We start from the raw sequence: 11,965 nt of genomic DNA, 5'->3' as shown, positions 1-11,965 counted from the left end.
TCAACCAGATCTTGGCAAATCAACGTTTCCGTGATTTCTGATCCAGCCTTCGGCCCCACCCAACTCAGGCACGCTCGGAAGCGCACCATATTTCAGGCTGTTTTGAAGGAGGTTGGCCTCCGCGGTTCTCAGCTCCAAGCTGTCTCACTCGCGGCGACTCAGAAGACATTACACGTCAACGACCCCGCACACAAATCGCCCCCAACACCCAGCTCTTCCCCTGCAAACAAAGGCCAAAACCCCCCAAACCACCCCCCAACCACCAAAAACAACCACAAAACCGCAGGCGTGAACCCCGTCACAACACCCACCCACCCCACCACCCAACGCCAAACACCCAACCCAACCCACCGCCGTCGAACACCCCCAACCAGCCGAACATGAGCGAGCGTCAACACCCAACAGGCGGAACGTGAGAGAGCGTCGGCCTGAAACAGGCGGAACGTGAGAGAGCGTCCACCCGAAACGAAAGCCACGGGGCTTAAACACAAAAAGGCCGGCAACCATAACGGTTGCCGGCCTTTTCAGGACTTCGTGATTACCAGGAAGACTTGGTGATGCCCGGGAGCTCACCACGGTGAGCCATGTCGCGGAAGCGAACACGGGAGATACCGAACTTCTGGAGCGTACCGCGGGGACGGCCGTCGATCTGGTCGCGGTTACGCAGCCGGATCGGGGAGGCGTTGCGGGGCAGCTTCTGCAGGCCGAGGCGTGCAGCTTCGCGTGCTTCGTCAGTCGCGTTGGGGTCAACCAGGGTCTTCTTCAGTTCGAGACGCTTGGCAGCGTAACGCTCAACAATGACCTTGCGCTGCTCGTTGCGAGCAATCTTGGACTTCTTTGCCATGTGTTTAGCGCTCCTCTCGGAATTCGACGTGCTGGCGGATCTTGGGGTCGTACTTCTTCAAGACCAGGCGGTCAGGGTCGTTACGACGGTTCTTGCGGGTTACGTAGGTGTAACCGGTGCCCGCAGTGGACTTCAGCTTGATGATCGGACGTACGTCCTTGTCCTTTGCCATTAGAGCTTTACTCCTCGTGCCAGGATGTCAGCAACGACTGAGTCGATGCCGCGTACGTCGATGGTCTTGATGCCACGGGCTGACAGGGTCAGCGTGACATTACGGCGCAGGGACGGAACCCAGTAGCGCTTCTTCTGAATGTTCGGGTCGAACCGACGCTTGTTGCGACGGTGCGAGTGCGAAATGCTGTGTCCAAAGCCCGGCTCGGCTCCGGTCACTTGGCAGTGTGCTGCCATGACTCTCCTCCAAAGATTGAATGTAACGGCGTGCAGATGTTCCTGCGTTACCGTGCGACAGGCAGTGTCCGCATCCGGTCCAAACCATTTCGGTAGTTTCCGCAGCAACTGCGGCGAAGAAGGTTGGCCTCAGGACAGAGCAGTGGAAACCACTGAATCGGAACCTGGGATACCGGGCGAATACAGGAATGCACGCAACTTGAGCCCCTAACTACCGGCCACCGGGAGGTCAGTCAGACTGACACTCACCACCAACCGGAGCAATTGCACACGATCCGCACTACCTAGCGCCTAATTATTCTACGGGTCAGGCCAAATTAAGACCAATCAGGAATCATAAGCCCTCGCCAGCCCTTTCACAGCAGAATGAAAGGAATCATGGCGAGTCTTGATTCATGACCTCGCTACTTACCTCCGGCTCACCGGTGAAAAGCGCTCCGGAAGGGGCCAAAGGGAAGCGGCCCACCGCCGTCGAACGTTTCCATTCGCAGGCACGACGGCGGCTGGCCCGGACCGACCTTCTGGGAGGCCTCGCGTGGTTGTCGGGTGCAGCGTCGGTGGCCCTGTGGCTGGCCGACGGCGGGGCGAACGGTTTCTCGAGCTTCGCGGGAACGATGACGGCGCTCGGGATCGTTGCCGGATTGATTGGCATGGATATCGTCCTGCTGATGTTGCTGCTGGCCGCCAGGATTCCGTTCATTGACAACACCATCGGACACGACCGTGCCGTGGAGGTCCACAAGACCTTGGGCAAGCCGGCGCTTTATCTCCTGCTTGCCCACGGTGTGCTGCTGGCTGTCGGGTACGGCGCTGCGGAGGGACTGGATCCTGTCAGTGAGTCGGTCTCGCTGTGGGTGAATGTTCCGGACATGTGGCTTGCTTTCGTCTCAACGGCGCTGTTCATTGCCGTGGTGGTGACGTCCTTGGTGGCTGTCCGCCGCAAGTTCCCCTACGAATTTTGGTACGCAATACACCTGCTCACCTACGCGGCGGTGGGGACTGCCATCCCGCACCAGTTCAGCGTGGGCGGGCTGTTTGCGGAGGGCACCTGGCAGCGCTGGTACTGGCTGGTGCTTTGCGTGGGTACCGGCACGGCCCTGCTCTGGTTCCGGATCTGGCAGCCCATCGCGGCTACATTCAGGCATCAAATCACCGTGAGCAGGGTGGTCCGGGTTTCCCCGGGCGTCTTCAGCATCGAAATGACAGGTCGCAACCTTGCGCAGCTGGCCGGTTCCGGCGGCCGGTTCTTCTTCTGGCGCTTCCTGGCGCCAGGCCAATGGTGGCAACCGCATCCGTTCAGCCTGTCCGCAGAGCCCTTTACCGGACAAGGCAACCAGCCCGGGAAACTCCGCATCACCGTCCGCGCCCTTGGCAAAGGCACAGCCAAACTGGAGCACATCAAACCCGGCACCAGAGTGGCCATCGAGGGACCCTACGGCATGTTCAGCACGGCCGCCAGGACCCGCAACAAGGTGGTGATGATCGGCGCCGGAATTGGAATTGCTCCCCTGCGCTCGTTGCTTGAATCAACGCCATTCCAGCCCGGCGACGCAACTGTGCTGCTCCGCGGCCACGACGAAACCGAACTCTTCCTCGACCGGGAAATCATGGCCCTGTGTCAAACCCGGGGCGCCACCCTCTTCCACCTGACGGGGCCGCGGTCCCAGGGCGATCACCCGTGGCTACCGCAGGACGCGGTTCGGGCCGGCTTTGGACTCCACTCCTACGTTCAGAACATCACTGATGCCGACGTCTATGTTTGCGGCCCCGCCCCTTGGGCAGCGTCGGTTATCCGGGACGTCGAGCTCGCAGGTGTCCCCACGGAACAACTCCACTACGAAAGGTTCGACTGGTGAGAATTCGAGCAGCCCTCGCAACCGCAGTGGCATCGGCAGGCGTCCTCCTGGCCGCCTGGCAGTCAGGGGCCCATATCGCCGAGACCGGCACAGCGACCACAACCAGCCTGAGCAGCACGGCCAGCAGCGGAAATTCCGGAAGTACTGGAACCAGTGGGACAACCGGCAAGTCCGGAACCAGCAGCGGCAGCGGCAGTGCAGGAAGTACGACGGCGGCCACTTACGACGGCACTCAGGTCCAGACCCGCTTCGGTACAGTCCAGGTCCGGGTCACCATCCAGGACGGCAAGATCACCGAGGTCACGCCACTCCAGCTCACGGATGCGGAACGGAAATCCGCGCAGATCAGCAGCCGGGCAGCTCCCATCCTGAGGTCCGAAGTCCTGCAGGCCCAGTCCGCCAACGTCCAAACCGTCGGAGGCGCGACTGTTACCAGCGATGCTTACCTCACTTCCCTCCAGGCGGCCCTCGATGCAGCGAACTTCTAAGCCGCAACGGCTCCGGGCCCGTACGTTCCCCAGCATAGGCACCGTGGTGAGCCTGACGGTGGCAAGCACAGCGCCTGCTGAGACCGCTGTCGATGAGGTTGAATCCGCCGTCGAGGTGGTTGAAGGCATTTTCACGCAACTGGACCTGACGTTCAGCCTTTACCGGGCAGGCTCGGAGGCGAGCCGTTTGAACCGCGGCGAGCTGGCCCTGGCCTCCGCCTCGGACACAATGAAGGAGCTCTACTCCGAGGCATCCGAGTGGCGGCTCGCCACGGAAGGAGCCTTCACGGCAGAGCGGCCGGATGGCGGTTTGGACCTGTCAGGGATCGTGAAAGCACATGCCATGCGGGAAGCGGCATTGTCGTTGAGGGCGATTGGGTTGCAAGACTGGTGCGTCAACGCCGGCGGTGACGTGCTGGTGAGTGGGTCGCCCGATCCCGGCCACACAGCTCCGGACACCCGTGAACCGTGGCTTGCGGGGATCGTGGATCCGTTGAATCGGCAGGCGTTGCTGGGGGCTTTTCCCTTGGGTCCCCTGAGCGCCTTGGCTACGTCGGGATCATCCGAACGCGGGGAACATATTTGGGCAGTTGGTTCGAGCAGGCCCGAATTCGCCCAAGTGTCCGTTGCGGCGTCGGACATCGTGACAGCCGACGTCCTTGCGACGGCCATCGTCGCCGGTGGTACGAATGCACTGGACCGGGCCGTGGAGGATTGGGGCGTCGAAGTGCTGGCGGTCCGCCGGGATGGAACGCTTCTTTCGACGCCCGGTTTCAGGGAAGCCGCTTAGAGCGGCCTGACCAGTTCGGCGTACTTCGGGCTCAAGCCGTCCCCTGATGAGACTCCCCGCAGGCGGCGCGATACCCAGGGAGCAGCGGATTCCCTGACCCAGCGGGCATTGGCCTTCAAGGATTCCACCCTGTTGGCCAGCTTCATCGGTGCGAGCTCCGGCACCTCGATCGCGTGCTCATGCTCCAGGACGTCCAGCACCCTCTTTGCCATATTGACGTGGCCTGCGGTGGACATGTGCATCCGGTCCTCGCCCCACATGCGCCAATCGTCGTATTCGTCGAATCGCCAGTAGTCCACCAGCAGGGCACCATGGTTTTCCGCGATCTCACGGACCAGCTCGTTGTAAATGGCCGTACGCCCGCGCATGGCACTGAAGACTTTTGAGCCTTTCGCGTCAAAGCCCGTGAAGAGGACCACCGTGGCGCCCGTCGCGCTCAACTTGGCGATCCCGGCGTCGTATTCCTCCAACAGCGCATCAATATCGATCTTGGGCCGCAGGATGTCGTTCGCCCCCGCGTACAGCGTCACCAAGGTTGGGTTCATGGCGACGGCGGCATCCACTTGCTCTGCCATGATCTGGCGGAGTTTCCGCCCGCGGATGGCGAGGTTAGCGTAGCCGAAGCCCGCGTTGCTGTGGGCGAGCTGCTGGGCCACCACGTCGGCCCAGCCGCGAACGCCGTTGGGACGGGTGGGGTCGTCGTCTCCGACACCCTCCGTGAACGAGTCCCCCAGGGCAACATATCGGGCAGAAAAATCCATGCCGCCAGTTTGCCACTTCACCTGTTGCGGCCACAAAGCCCGGGGTTATTCGTCCGCCTAGGAGTCCCGAAGGATCCAGTGGTTGTTGTCCAAGCGGGCCACGATCTTCTCACCGATGCGTGCGAGATCCGCGACGTCCTCCGGGCTCAACGAATCGAGCATCAGTGTGCGCACGGATTCCACGTGTCCCGGGGCAAGGGACACGATGGTGGACATGCCGGCCTCAGTCAGGTGCGCAACGGTGACACGGGCATCGCCGGGGTGAGCCTGCCGTTCAACCCAGCCGCGCTTCTGCAACTTGGTGACCACATGCGAGAGCCGCGACAAGGAGGCACTTGTCCGCGCAGCGAGCTCGCTCATGGGAAGGTAACGGCCTTCAGTTTCGGAGAGCATGGCCAGCACGTTGTAGTCGAAAAGGGAGAGTTTGCCGGCCGACTGCAGCTGGGTGTCCAACGCCGAAGGGAGCAAGGTGTTTATGCTGAGCAGCGCCAGCCAGGCACGGCGTTCGTCGGCGTTGAGCCAGCGGGGTTGAGTCATGAACCCATCTTATGAGAATCCGCAGCTTCCTTAGGTCTTCCTGACGGCCCAACAGATAGGCTGTGCGCATGTTCGTTGTCTCATTGACCTACAAGGTTCCCGACGAAATTGTCGACTTTCACCGCCCAGGCCACATGGCCTGGCTTAAGGACGCGTTCGACGGCGGGATCTTCCTCGCGTCGGGCCGTCGCGTCCCAGCCACGGGAGGTGTGCTGCTGTCCAAAGTCGACCGGGCAACGCTGGACGCGTCCTTGGCCAAGGACCCCTTCTACAGCAATGGCGTAGCTGACTTCGAGATCATCCAATTCACCGCAACCAGCGTCGCGGAGGGTTACGAAAACCTGCTCGACAACTGATCCTCCCGCGCGCTGGCGGTACTAAGCCGTTCGGGGAGCACCACGGGCATCAGTTCCGGCCAACGGGCACCCAGGTGGTCCCCGCTTGAGACGCCCCGGAGCCGGCGCGAAAACCACGGTCCGACGTCGCGCTTCAGCCAGGTGACGTCGTCGACGATGTTCTTGGCCAGGGACCGCTGAAGGGGAGCGGCGAGCGCCGGTGACTGGAGCGAGTGCGGCGCCCCCAGGACCTCCAGGACCTTTTTGGCCATGTAGCTGTGTCCGGGTGAGTCCATGTGCAGGCGATCTGGGGCCCACATGCGGGGGTCCTGAAACTTTTCGAAGCACCAGTAGTCGACCAGGAGCGTCTGATACTTCGCGGCAATCCGCCGAATGTTGCGGTTATAGATGGCCGTGCGGACCTTGAGGGGTTCAAGCAACGGGGACAAATGGACGTTGTAGCCCGTGAACAACAGCAACGTGGCTCCGCTGGCTTTCAGGCGGCGCACTGCATGCTTATAGTCCCGCATGAGCTGGGCCATGTTCAGCCTTGCCATCAATAGATCGTTCCCGCCCGCGTAGAAGCTGACCAACGTAGGACGCATGGCCAGCGCGGGCTCGATCTGTTCATCGATGATCCGCTGGAGCCGGCGCCCCCGGATGGCCAGGTTGGCGTATCTTGTCCGGTCATCGGCCCTGGCGAGTTCCTCGGCCACCCTGTCGGCCCAGCCGCGGCAATTGTTCGGCAGCCGAAGGTCGATGTCGCCAACACCCTCGGTGAAGGAATCGCCGAGGGCCACGAACCTGATCTGTTCCTTCACTGCCTTGCCTCCCGGTCCTGCATGAGCTTTTTCAGCCCGCCTTTGCGCGGAACCTGGACCGGTTGCGGCCAACGCGGGTTCAAGGTATCCCCCAGCGTGATGCCCCGCAGTTTGCGTCCGAACAAAGGCACCACCCAGTCATTGACCCAACGGCGCTGCCGGCGTTCCCACTCGCGCACAGACATGCGGGTAGGTGGATCCCACTCCTTGAGCGAGATCTTGTGCGGCACGTTGAGGTGGTCCAGGACCTGGGCGGCCAGGTACTTGTGGCCTGCCTTGGACATGTGGAGCCGATCCGGGGCCCACATCCGTGAATCCTTGTAGGCGTCGAAGCACCAATAGTCCACCAGGACGGCTCCGTATCTGGCTGCTATGTCGCGGACGCGTTGGTTATAAAGGGTGTTGCGCTTCTTGAAGGGCTCCAGGACGGCGGACACCTTCACATCGAAGCCAGTGAAGAGCACCAACGTAGCGCCGGTTCCGCTCAACCGCGCGACGAGCAGTTCGTAGTCATTCAGGAGCGCATCCATGTCGGTTCCAAAATCCAGGATGTCGTTACCGCCGGCATACAGCGTGATCAGCGTCGGTTCCATGGAAAGTGCCGGCTCAAGCTGTTCGTCGATGACGTGCCGGAGCCTCTTGCTTCGCACAGCCAGGTTGGCGTACTCCCAGCCCGGCTCGGCTTTGGCCAACTTTTCGGCCACCCTGTCGGCCCAGCCACGGACCCCGTTGGGCAGGACCTTGCTTGGGTCCCCCACGCCTTCGGTGAAGGAATCCCCCAGGGCGACAAACCGCCGTCGTACGTTCTCCCCAGCCACCACCTGCCCGACGCTACCGCCGCGCGGTTAAGTGCGAGCCAACCCCAGGTGAACTCGGGAAAAGGGATGTGAGAGAGCGTCGGCCGGAAGCGGGAGGGATGTGAGAGAGCGTCGGGAAGGCGGTTGGCGGGCATCCGGCAGCGCGCGTCTTAGGGAGGAACGACCGAGCGCGCAGAGGATGGCCGCCAAGCGGCCATCCAGCCGGGAGCATCAGCCTTCCGCTTTGCCCCGACGCCAGTACCCCATGAACGCAACCTGCTTGCGGTCGATACCCACATCCCGCACCAAGTACCGCCGCATTTCCTTGATAACGAATGCCTCGCCGGCAATCCAGGCGTAGAACGGCAGCGCACCGGCGGGCAGCGTGGGGTTCTTGGTGGCCTCGATGGCTGCGGCGTCCATGCGTTGTGGGGTTTCCCAGAGGATGTCCTGATCCACATTGACATCTTCGGGCTCGGGGCCCGCGGCCGTCGCGGCGCCCTTGAGGCCTACCCAGCCGGGCACGGGAACCGCTTTGGCCACGGCTTCCTTGAGGAGCTCGCCGTGCGGACGGGATCGCCCAATGGCAGCGCCCCGGGCCAGCCACGTGATTTCGATGTCGGCCGGGGTGGAGATGTCCTGGAAATCCGCTGCCGAGGGCACTTCCAAGAACGCATGGCCGGTCATGTCGGCGGGGAGGCTTTCGAGGATGGCGCTGATGGCCGGCACCGCGGTCTCGTCGCCCGCCAGCAGGACACGTTGGGCGAGGCCGGGACGCCATTCGATCCCACCGTAGGCGCCGGCTGTGGTGCACTGGGCTGCCCGGTTGTTGGGCCCGATGATGGTGATCGCGTCGCCGGGCTTCGCGGCAACGGCCCAGTTGGCCGCGGGGCCGCCGTGGCCGTCGTCGTCGAAATGCATAACGAAGTCGATGTCGATTTCGGGGTACACGGCGTCGAGCCGTTCGGAGCGGACCGTATAGGTGCGCATGTCACCGCGGACGGCGGGATCCATGGCCAGCCATTCCCGGTACCAGCCGGCTTCTTCCATCTTGAAGGGAGGCAGCGGAATCTGCTGCCCGGCGGCGTCGAAGGAGGGAATCATCAGCTTCACGCGCAGGTCCAGGGTGTCCCCGGCAACGCCGAAGTCACGCAGGGAGTATCCACCGAACGTGATGCGTCGGAAGTTGGGGCTCAATTCCTGCACTGCCGTCACGGTGACGTCGAAGGCGAGGGTCATGGGCTCCACTGCGGCACTTGCCGCGGCCTGTGTCGGTTGTGCACTCATGAGGCGATCTCCAGTTCCTTGGTTGCTGCGGGGCGTGCGTGGTGGCGTCCGATGGGGACGATCAGCGGTGTGCCTGAAATGGGGTCCGGAACCACTCGGGATTCCAGGCCGAAGACGTTGAACACGAGTTCCTCGGTCACCACTGCAGGGGCTGGACCCTCGGCCACGATGCACCCGCCCTTCATGGCGATGACGTGGTCTGCGTACCGCGCGGCGAGGTTGAGGTCATGGAGCACGATTGCGACGGTGGTTCCGCGGCGTCGGTTGAGATCGGTGATCAGGTCCAGGACTTCCACCTGATGTGCAAGGTCAAGGTAGGTAGTGGGCTCATCCAGCAAAAGGACGTCGGTTTCCTGCGCCAGGGCCATGGCGATCCAAACGCGCTGCCGCTGCCCGCCGGAGAGTTCGTCGATGCTCCGCTCGGCAAGCTCCAGCGTGTCCGTAGCCTCGAGCGCGCGCTGCACCGCGAGGTCGTCCGCTGCGCTCCAGCTCCGGAAGAAGCCCTGGTGCGGATAGCGCCCACGGCCCACCAGGTCGCGCACGGTGATGCCGTCAGGAGCCGTGGGGTGCTGCGGAAGCAGGCCGAGCGTGCGGGCGAGTTCGCGGGCGGGACGGGTGTGGATGTCCTTACCGTCGAGCGTCACGGTGCCGCAGGCTGGCTTCAGGAGCCGTGAGAGTCCGCGAAGGAGCGTGGATTTGCCGCAGGCGTTGGCGCCCACGATCATGGTCACTTTGCCTTCGGGTATCTCAGTGGTGAGCCCCTCCACCACCTTGCGTGCCTCGTATTGGAGCGTAAGGTCCTTGGCATTAAGGACGGCCATCTCAGGCCTCCTTTCGGTTCGACGTGACCAGGAGCCACAGCAGGAAGGGTGCACCGAGGGCGCCGGTGATGACGCCGACCGGGAGGACGGTTCCGTCGAGGATGACGGGGGCAATATTGGAAGCGAAGAAATCTGCGAGCAGCACGATCAGCGCACCAGTGAGGGCCGACGCCGGGAGGCTGGGTTTGCGGACGACGCGGCGGGCGATCGGGCCGGCGAGGAACGCGACGAATGCTACCGGGCCGGCCGCGGCGGTTGCGACGGCGGCAAATCCGACGGCGGTCAGCACCAGTCCCAGCCGGGTTGCGTTGACCTTGATGCCAAGTCCGGCTGCAGCGTCATCACCGAGTTCGAGGATCCGCAACGGGCCAGCCAGTGCAATGACAGCAGGGATCAGGACCAGCAACGAGACTGCAAGAACTCCGGCACGGTCCCAGGTGGAGGAGTTCAGGGAGCCGTTGAGCCAGATGAGGGCGTCGGCGGCCGTGCGGATATCTGCGCGGGTCATGAGGAAGTTGACCACCGCGTGGAGGGCTGCGGCGATGCCCACTCCGGCGAGGATGAGGCGGTTGCCTGCCGCGTTGCCCCGGCTGCCACCGCCCGCGCCTGAGCCAGTGCCTCGGGAGATTGCGTAGATGATGGCTGCGACACCGAGCGCTCCGCCCAGCGCAGCCCAGGAAACAACAGCGCCGGACGCGCCGAAGATCACGATCGCCGTCACGGCCGCCGCGCTGGCGCCGTAGCTGATGCCGATGATGTCCGGGCTTGCCAGCGGGTTCCGGAGCATGGTTTGGAACAGCGCCCCGGCAAGGCCGAACGCGATGCCGATCATGGTTCCAACTACGGCGCGTGGCAGTTTGTGCTCCATGACGATGAAGCTGGCGCCGGGGATTTTCTCCCCACCGGTCAAGTGGTTGATGACGATCGTGAAGAAGTCCGGGATGGTGACGGTGTAGCTGCCCAGGAGCACGTACACGGCAAACATGACCACGAGGGCCAGGCCAAGGAAGAACGTAGGGCTCAGCACGCGCCGAAGTGGCAAAAGATGAGGGTGTTTGTTGGCATTAGGTGCCACCTCGGCGGGGGCTTTATGGAGGGTGCTCACAGGCCTGCCCCCTTGCCGCGGCGGATGAGCCAGATGAAGACGGGGGCGCCGATGAGGGCCGTCATGATCCCGGCGGGTACTTCGCCCGGAAGCAGGATGACGCGGCCAATGATGTCGGCCGTGATCAGCAGGATAGGGGCGGTCACCACGGAGAAAGGAAGGATCCATCGGTAGTCCGGGCCGGTCAGGGAGCGGACGGCGTGGGGAATGACAAGTCCCAGGAATCCAATGGGACCGGCCAACGCGGTAGCGGATCCACACAGCAGGACAATGCCCAGTCCGGTTATTCCACGGGACAGTGCGACATTTTGCCCCAAGCCCCGGGCGATGTCGTCACCGAGCGCCAGGCTGTTCAAGACCCTGCCACCGGCGAGGATTATGACGGCACCAATCGCCAGGAATGGCAGCGCGGGCAGGAGCACGGACCAGTCACGGCCACCAATACTGCCTACTTGCCAGAAACGGAAGCGGTCGAAGGTGTCCTGGCTTGAAACCAGGATCACGTTCATGAGGGAAAAGAGCCCGGCGCTCAAAGCCGCGCCCGCCAAGGCGAGCTTGACCGGCGTCGCGCCGTCGCGGCCACGGGACGCAATGGCATAAACCACGACGGCGGCCACTGCGGCGCCGATGAAGGCGAACCAGATGTAGCCGGAGAGTGATCCAATGCCAAAGACGTAGATGCCGAGGACGACTGCCAGGGCAGCGCCAGCGTTCAGGCCCAGGATGCCGGGATCGGCCAACGGGTTGCGGGCCACACCCTGCATCGCTGCACCGGCCAGGCCGAGGGCTGCACCGGCCAGGAGTCCAAGGACTGTCCGGGGAATGCGGGCAATAACAACCGCGTGGTTGCCGTCCGCCGGATTGAAGTGGGTGAGGGCTTCCCACACAGTGGTGAGGGAAAGTCCGCGGGCACCGATCGCCAGGGATGCGGCACATACTGCGGCAAGTACGACGACGGCCACCATCAGCCACGCAGAGCGCTTCGCTGTGGTGCCGCGGGAACCGGTGGAAGCACCGGATCCCACGGCCTCAGGGGTAGTGTCTCCCAGGCCAGCCGACACCAAAGTGCCGTTGCCACGCACCTGGAGTGCCGTCGTCGTACTCGATTTCATCGC

At 63.3% G+C, this 11,965-nt stretch carries 15 protein-coding genes; 4 read left to right on the top strand and 11 right to left on the bottom strand.

Annotated elements, in window-relative coordinates:
* Positions 1-538 precede the first annotated feature (538 nt).
* Genes rpsN through rpmB form a run of 3 tightly spaced genes read right to left on the bottom strand, consistent with a single transcriptional unit; the run spans position 539 to position 1,252 of the window.
* Entirely contained in the window at positions 539-844 is a 306-nt protein-coding gene (gene rpsN, locus NEK97_RS16370) for a 30S ribosomal protein S14 (protein ID WP_011776360.1), read from the bottom strand.
* Between the two features lie 4 nt (positions 845-848).
* Positions 849-1,016, bottom strand: a complete 168-nt coding sequence (gene rpmG / locus NEK97_RS16365) for a 50S ribosomal protein L33 (RefSeq protein ID WP_003798558.1) — start codon at positions 1,014-1,016, stop codon at positions 849-851.
* Positions 1,016-1,252 carry a 50S ribosomal protein L28 gene (gene rpmB / locus NEK97_RS16360; protein WP_011776361.1) on the bottom strand — a complete coding sequence of 79 codons (237 nt, stop codon included), beginning with the start codon at positions 1,250-1,252 and terminating at the stop codon, positions 1,016-1,018. The genes rpmG and rpmB overlap by 1 nt, the downstream gene beginning before the upstream one ends.
* Before the next feature lie 395 nt (positions 1,253-1,647).
* On the opposite strand from rpmB, the gene NEK97_RS16355 reads away from it, so the two are divergent.
* Genes NEK97_RS16355 through NEK97_RS16345 form a run of 3 tightly spaced genes read left to right on the top strand, consistent with a single transcriptional unit; the run spans position 1,648 to position 4,386 of the window.
* Positions 1,648-3,108 carry a ferredoxin reductase family protein gene (locus tag NEK97_RS16355; protein WP_257370842.1) on the top strand — a complete coding sequence of 487 codons (1,461 nt, stop codon included), beginning with the start codon at positions 1,648-1,650 and terminating at the stop codon, positions 3,106-3,108.
* Positions 3,105-3,596 carry an FMN-binding protein gene (locus NEK97_RS16350; RefSeq protein ID WP_257370841.1) on the top strand — a complete coding sequence of 164 codons (492 nt, stop codon included), beginning with the start codon at positions 3,105-3,107 and terminating at the stop codon, positions 3,594-3,596. Before NEK97_RS16355 ends, NEK97_RS16350 begins: the two co-directional genes overlap by 4 nt.
* On the top strand, positions 3,580-4,386 hold the full coding sequence (locus NEK97_RS16345; RefSeq protein ID WP_257370840.1) for an FAD:protein FMN transferase: 807 nt from the start codon (positions 3,580-3,582) through the stop codon (positions 4,384-4,386). Before NEK97_RS16350 ends, NEK97_RS16345 begins: the two co-directional genes overlap by 17 nt.
* On the opposite strand, the gene NEK97_RS16340 is transcribed toward NEK97_RS16345, so the two are convergent.
* Both NEK97_RS16340 and NEK97_RS16335 read right to left on the bottom strand, forming a co-directional pair.
* Positions 4,383-5,147, bottom strand: coding sequence for an SGNH/GDSL hydrolase family protein (locus tag NEK97_RS16340; RefSeq protein ID WP_257370839.1), 765 nt, complete (start codon positions 5,145-5,147; stop codon positions 4,383-4,385). The genes NEK97_RS16345 and NEK97_RS16340 overlap by 4 nt on opposite strands.
* A 57-nt stretch (positions 5,148-5,204) precedes the next feature.
* On the bottom strand, positions 5,205-5,684 hold the full coding sequence (locus tag NEK97_RS16335) for a MarR family winged helix-turn-helix transcriptional regulator (protein ID WP_235520929.1): 480 nt from the start codon (positions 5,682-5,684) through the stop codon (positions 5,205-5,207).
* 68 nt (positions 5,685-5,752) lie between these two features.
* Between NEK97_RS16335 and NEK97_RS16330 the strand changes: the two genes are divergently transcribed.
* The gene (locus tag NEK97_RS16330) at positions 5,753-6,040 is read left to right on the top strand and encodes a YciI family protein (protein WP_257370838.1); all 288 of its coding nucleotides are present in this window, start codon (positions 5,753-5,755) and stop codon (positions 6,038-6,040) included.
* Here the strand turns inward: NEK97_RS16330 and NEK97_RS16325 are convergent.
* The 6 genes from NEK97_RS16325 to NEK97_RS16300 all read right to left on the bottom strand — a co-directional run bounded on the left by NEK97_RS16325 (position 6,016) and on the right by NEK97_RS16300 (position 11,962).
* Positions 6,016-6,840 carry an SGNH/GDSL hydrolase family protein gene (locus tag NEK97_RS16325; RefSeq protein ID WP_257370837.1) on the bottom strand — a complete coding sequence of 275 codons (825 nt, stop codon included), beginning with the start codon at positions 6,838-6,840 and terminating at the stop codon, positions 6,016-6,018. The genes NEK97_RS16330 and NEK97_RS16325 overlap by 25 nt on opposite strands.
* Positions 6,837-7,661, bottom strand: a complete 825-nt coding sequence (locus NEK97_RS16320) for an SGNH/GDSL hydrolase family protein (protein ID WP_257370836.1) — start codon at positions 7,659-7,661, stop codon at positions 6,837-6,839. Before NEK97_RS16320 ends, NEK97_RS16325 begins: the two co-directional genes overlap by 4 nt.
* Positions 7,662-7,868: 207 nt before the next feature.
* The gene (locus tag NEK97_RS16315; RefSeq protein ID WP_235520939.1) at positions 7,869-8,924 is read right to left on the bottom strand and encodes a siderophore-interacting protein; all 1,056 of its coding nucleotides are present in this window, start codon (positions 8,922-8,924) and stop codon (positions 7,869-7,871) included.
* Complete coding sequence (locus NEK97_RS16310) at positions 8,921-9,745, bottom strand: ABC transporter ATP-binding protein (protein WP_257370835.1); 825 nt, start codon at positions 9,743-9,745, stop codon at positions 8,921-8,923. Before NEK97_RS16310 ends, NEK97_RS16315 begins: the two co-directional genes overlap by 4 nt.
* Position 9,746: 1 nt before the next feature.
* Positions 9,747-10,850, bottom strand: coding sequence for an iron chelate uptake ABC transporter family permease subunit (locus tag NEK97_RS16305; protein ID WP_257370834.1), 1,104 nt, complete (start codon positions 10,848-10,850; stop codon positions 9,747-9,749).
* Positions 10,847-11,962 carry an iron ABC transporter permease gene (locus NEK97_RS16300; RefSeq protein WP_257370833.1) on the bottom strand — a complete coding sequence of 372 codons (1,116 nt, stop codon included), beginning with the start codon at positions 11,960-11,962 and terminating at the stop codon, positions 10,847-10,849. Before NEK97_RS16300 ends, NEK97_RS16305 begins: the two co-directional genes overlap by 4 nt.
* Between the last annotated feature and the right edge of the window lie 3 nt (positions 11,963-11,965).

Origin of the sequence: Paenarthrobacter sp. UW852 (genome assembly GCF_024608385.1) — a bacterium.
In the GTDB taxonomy this organism is placed as follows: domain Bacteria; phylum Actinomycetota; class Actinomycetes; order Actinomycetales; family Micrococcaceae; genus Arthrobacter.
This window is presented reverse-complemented; position numbering and strand designations above follow the sequence as displayed.

Bases quoted from the DNA above. Each gene is read 5' to 3' on its own strand.
- rpsN (WP_011776360.1), bottom strand. From the start codon at position 844: ATGGCAAAGAAGTCCAAGATTGCTCGCAACGAGCAGCGCAAGGTCATT.
- rpmG (WP_003798558.1), bottom strand. From the start codon at position 1,016: ATGGCAAAGGACAAGGACGTACGTCCGATCATCAAGCTGAAGTCCACT.
- rpmB (WP_011776361.1), bottom strand. From the start codon at position 1,252: ATGGCAGCACACTGCCAAGTGACCGGAGCCGAGCCGGGCTTTGGACAC.
- NEK97_RS16355 (WP_257370842.1), top strand. From the start codon at position 1,648: ATGACCTCGCTACTTACCTCCGGCTCACCGGTGAAAAGCGCTCCGGAA.
- NEK97_RS16345 (WP_257370840.1), top strand. From the start codon at position 3,580: ATGCAGCGAACTTCTAAGCCGCAACGGCTCCGGGCCCGTACGTTCCCC.
- NEK97_RS16340 (WP_257370839.1), bottom strand. From the start codon at position 5,147: ATGGATTTTTCTGCCCGATATGTTGCCCTGGGGGACTCGTTCACGGAG.
- NEK97_RS16335 (WP_235520929.1), bottom strand. From the start codon at position 5,684: ATGACTCAACCCCGCTGGCTCAACGCCGACGAACGCCGTGCCTGGCTG.
- NEK97_RS16330 (WP_257370838.1), top strand. From the start codon at position 5,753: ATGTTCGTTGTCTCATTGACCTACAAGGTTCCCGACGAAATTGTCGAC.
- NEK97_RS16315 (WP_235520939.1), bottom strand. From the start codon at position 8,924: ATGAGTGCACAACCGACACAGGCCGCGGCAAGTGCCGCAGTGGAGCCC.
- NEK97_RS16310 (WP_257370835.1), bottom strand. From the start codon at position 9,745: ATGGCCGTCCTTAATGCCAAGGACCTTACGCTCCAATACGAGGCACGC.
- NEK97_RS16300 (WP_257370833.1), bottom strand. From the start codon at position 11,962: ATGAAATCGAGTACGACGACGGCACTCCAGGTGCGTGGCAACGGCACT.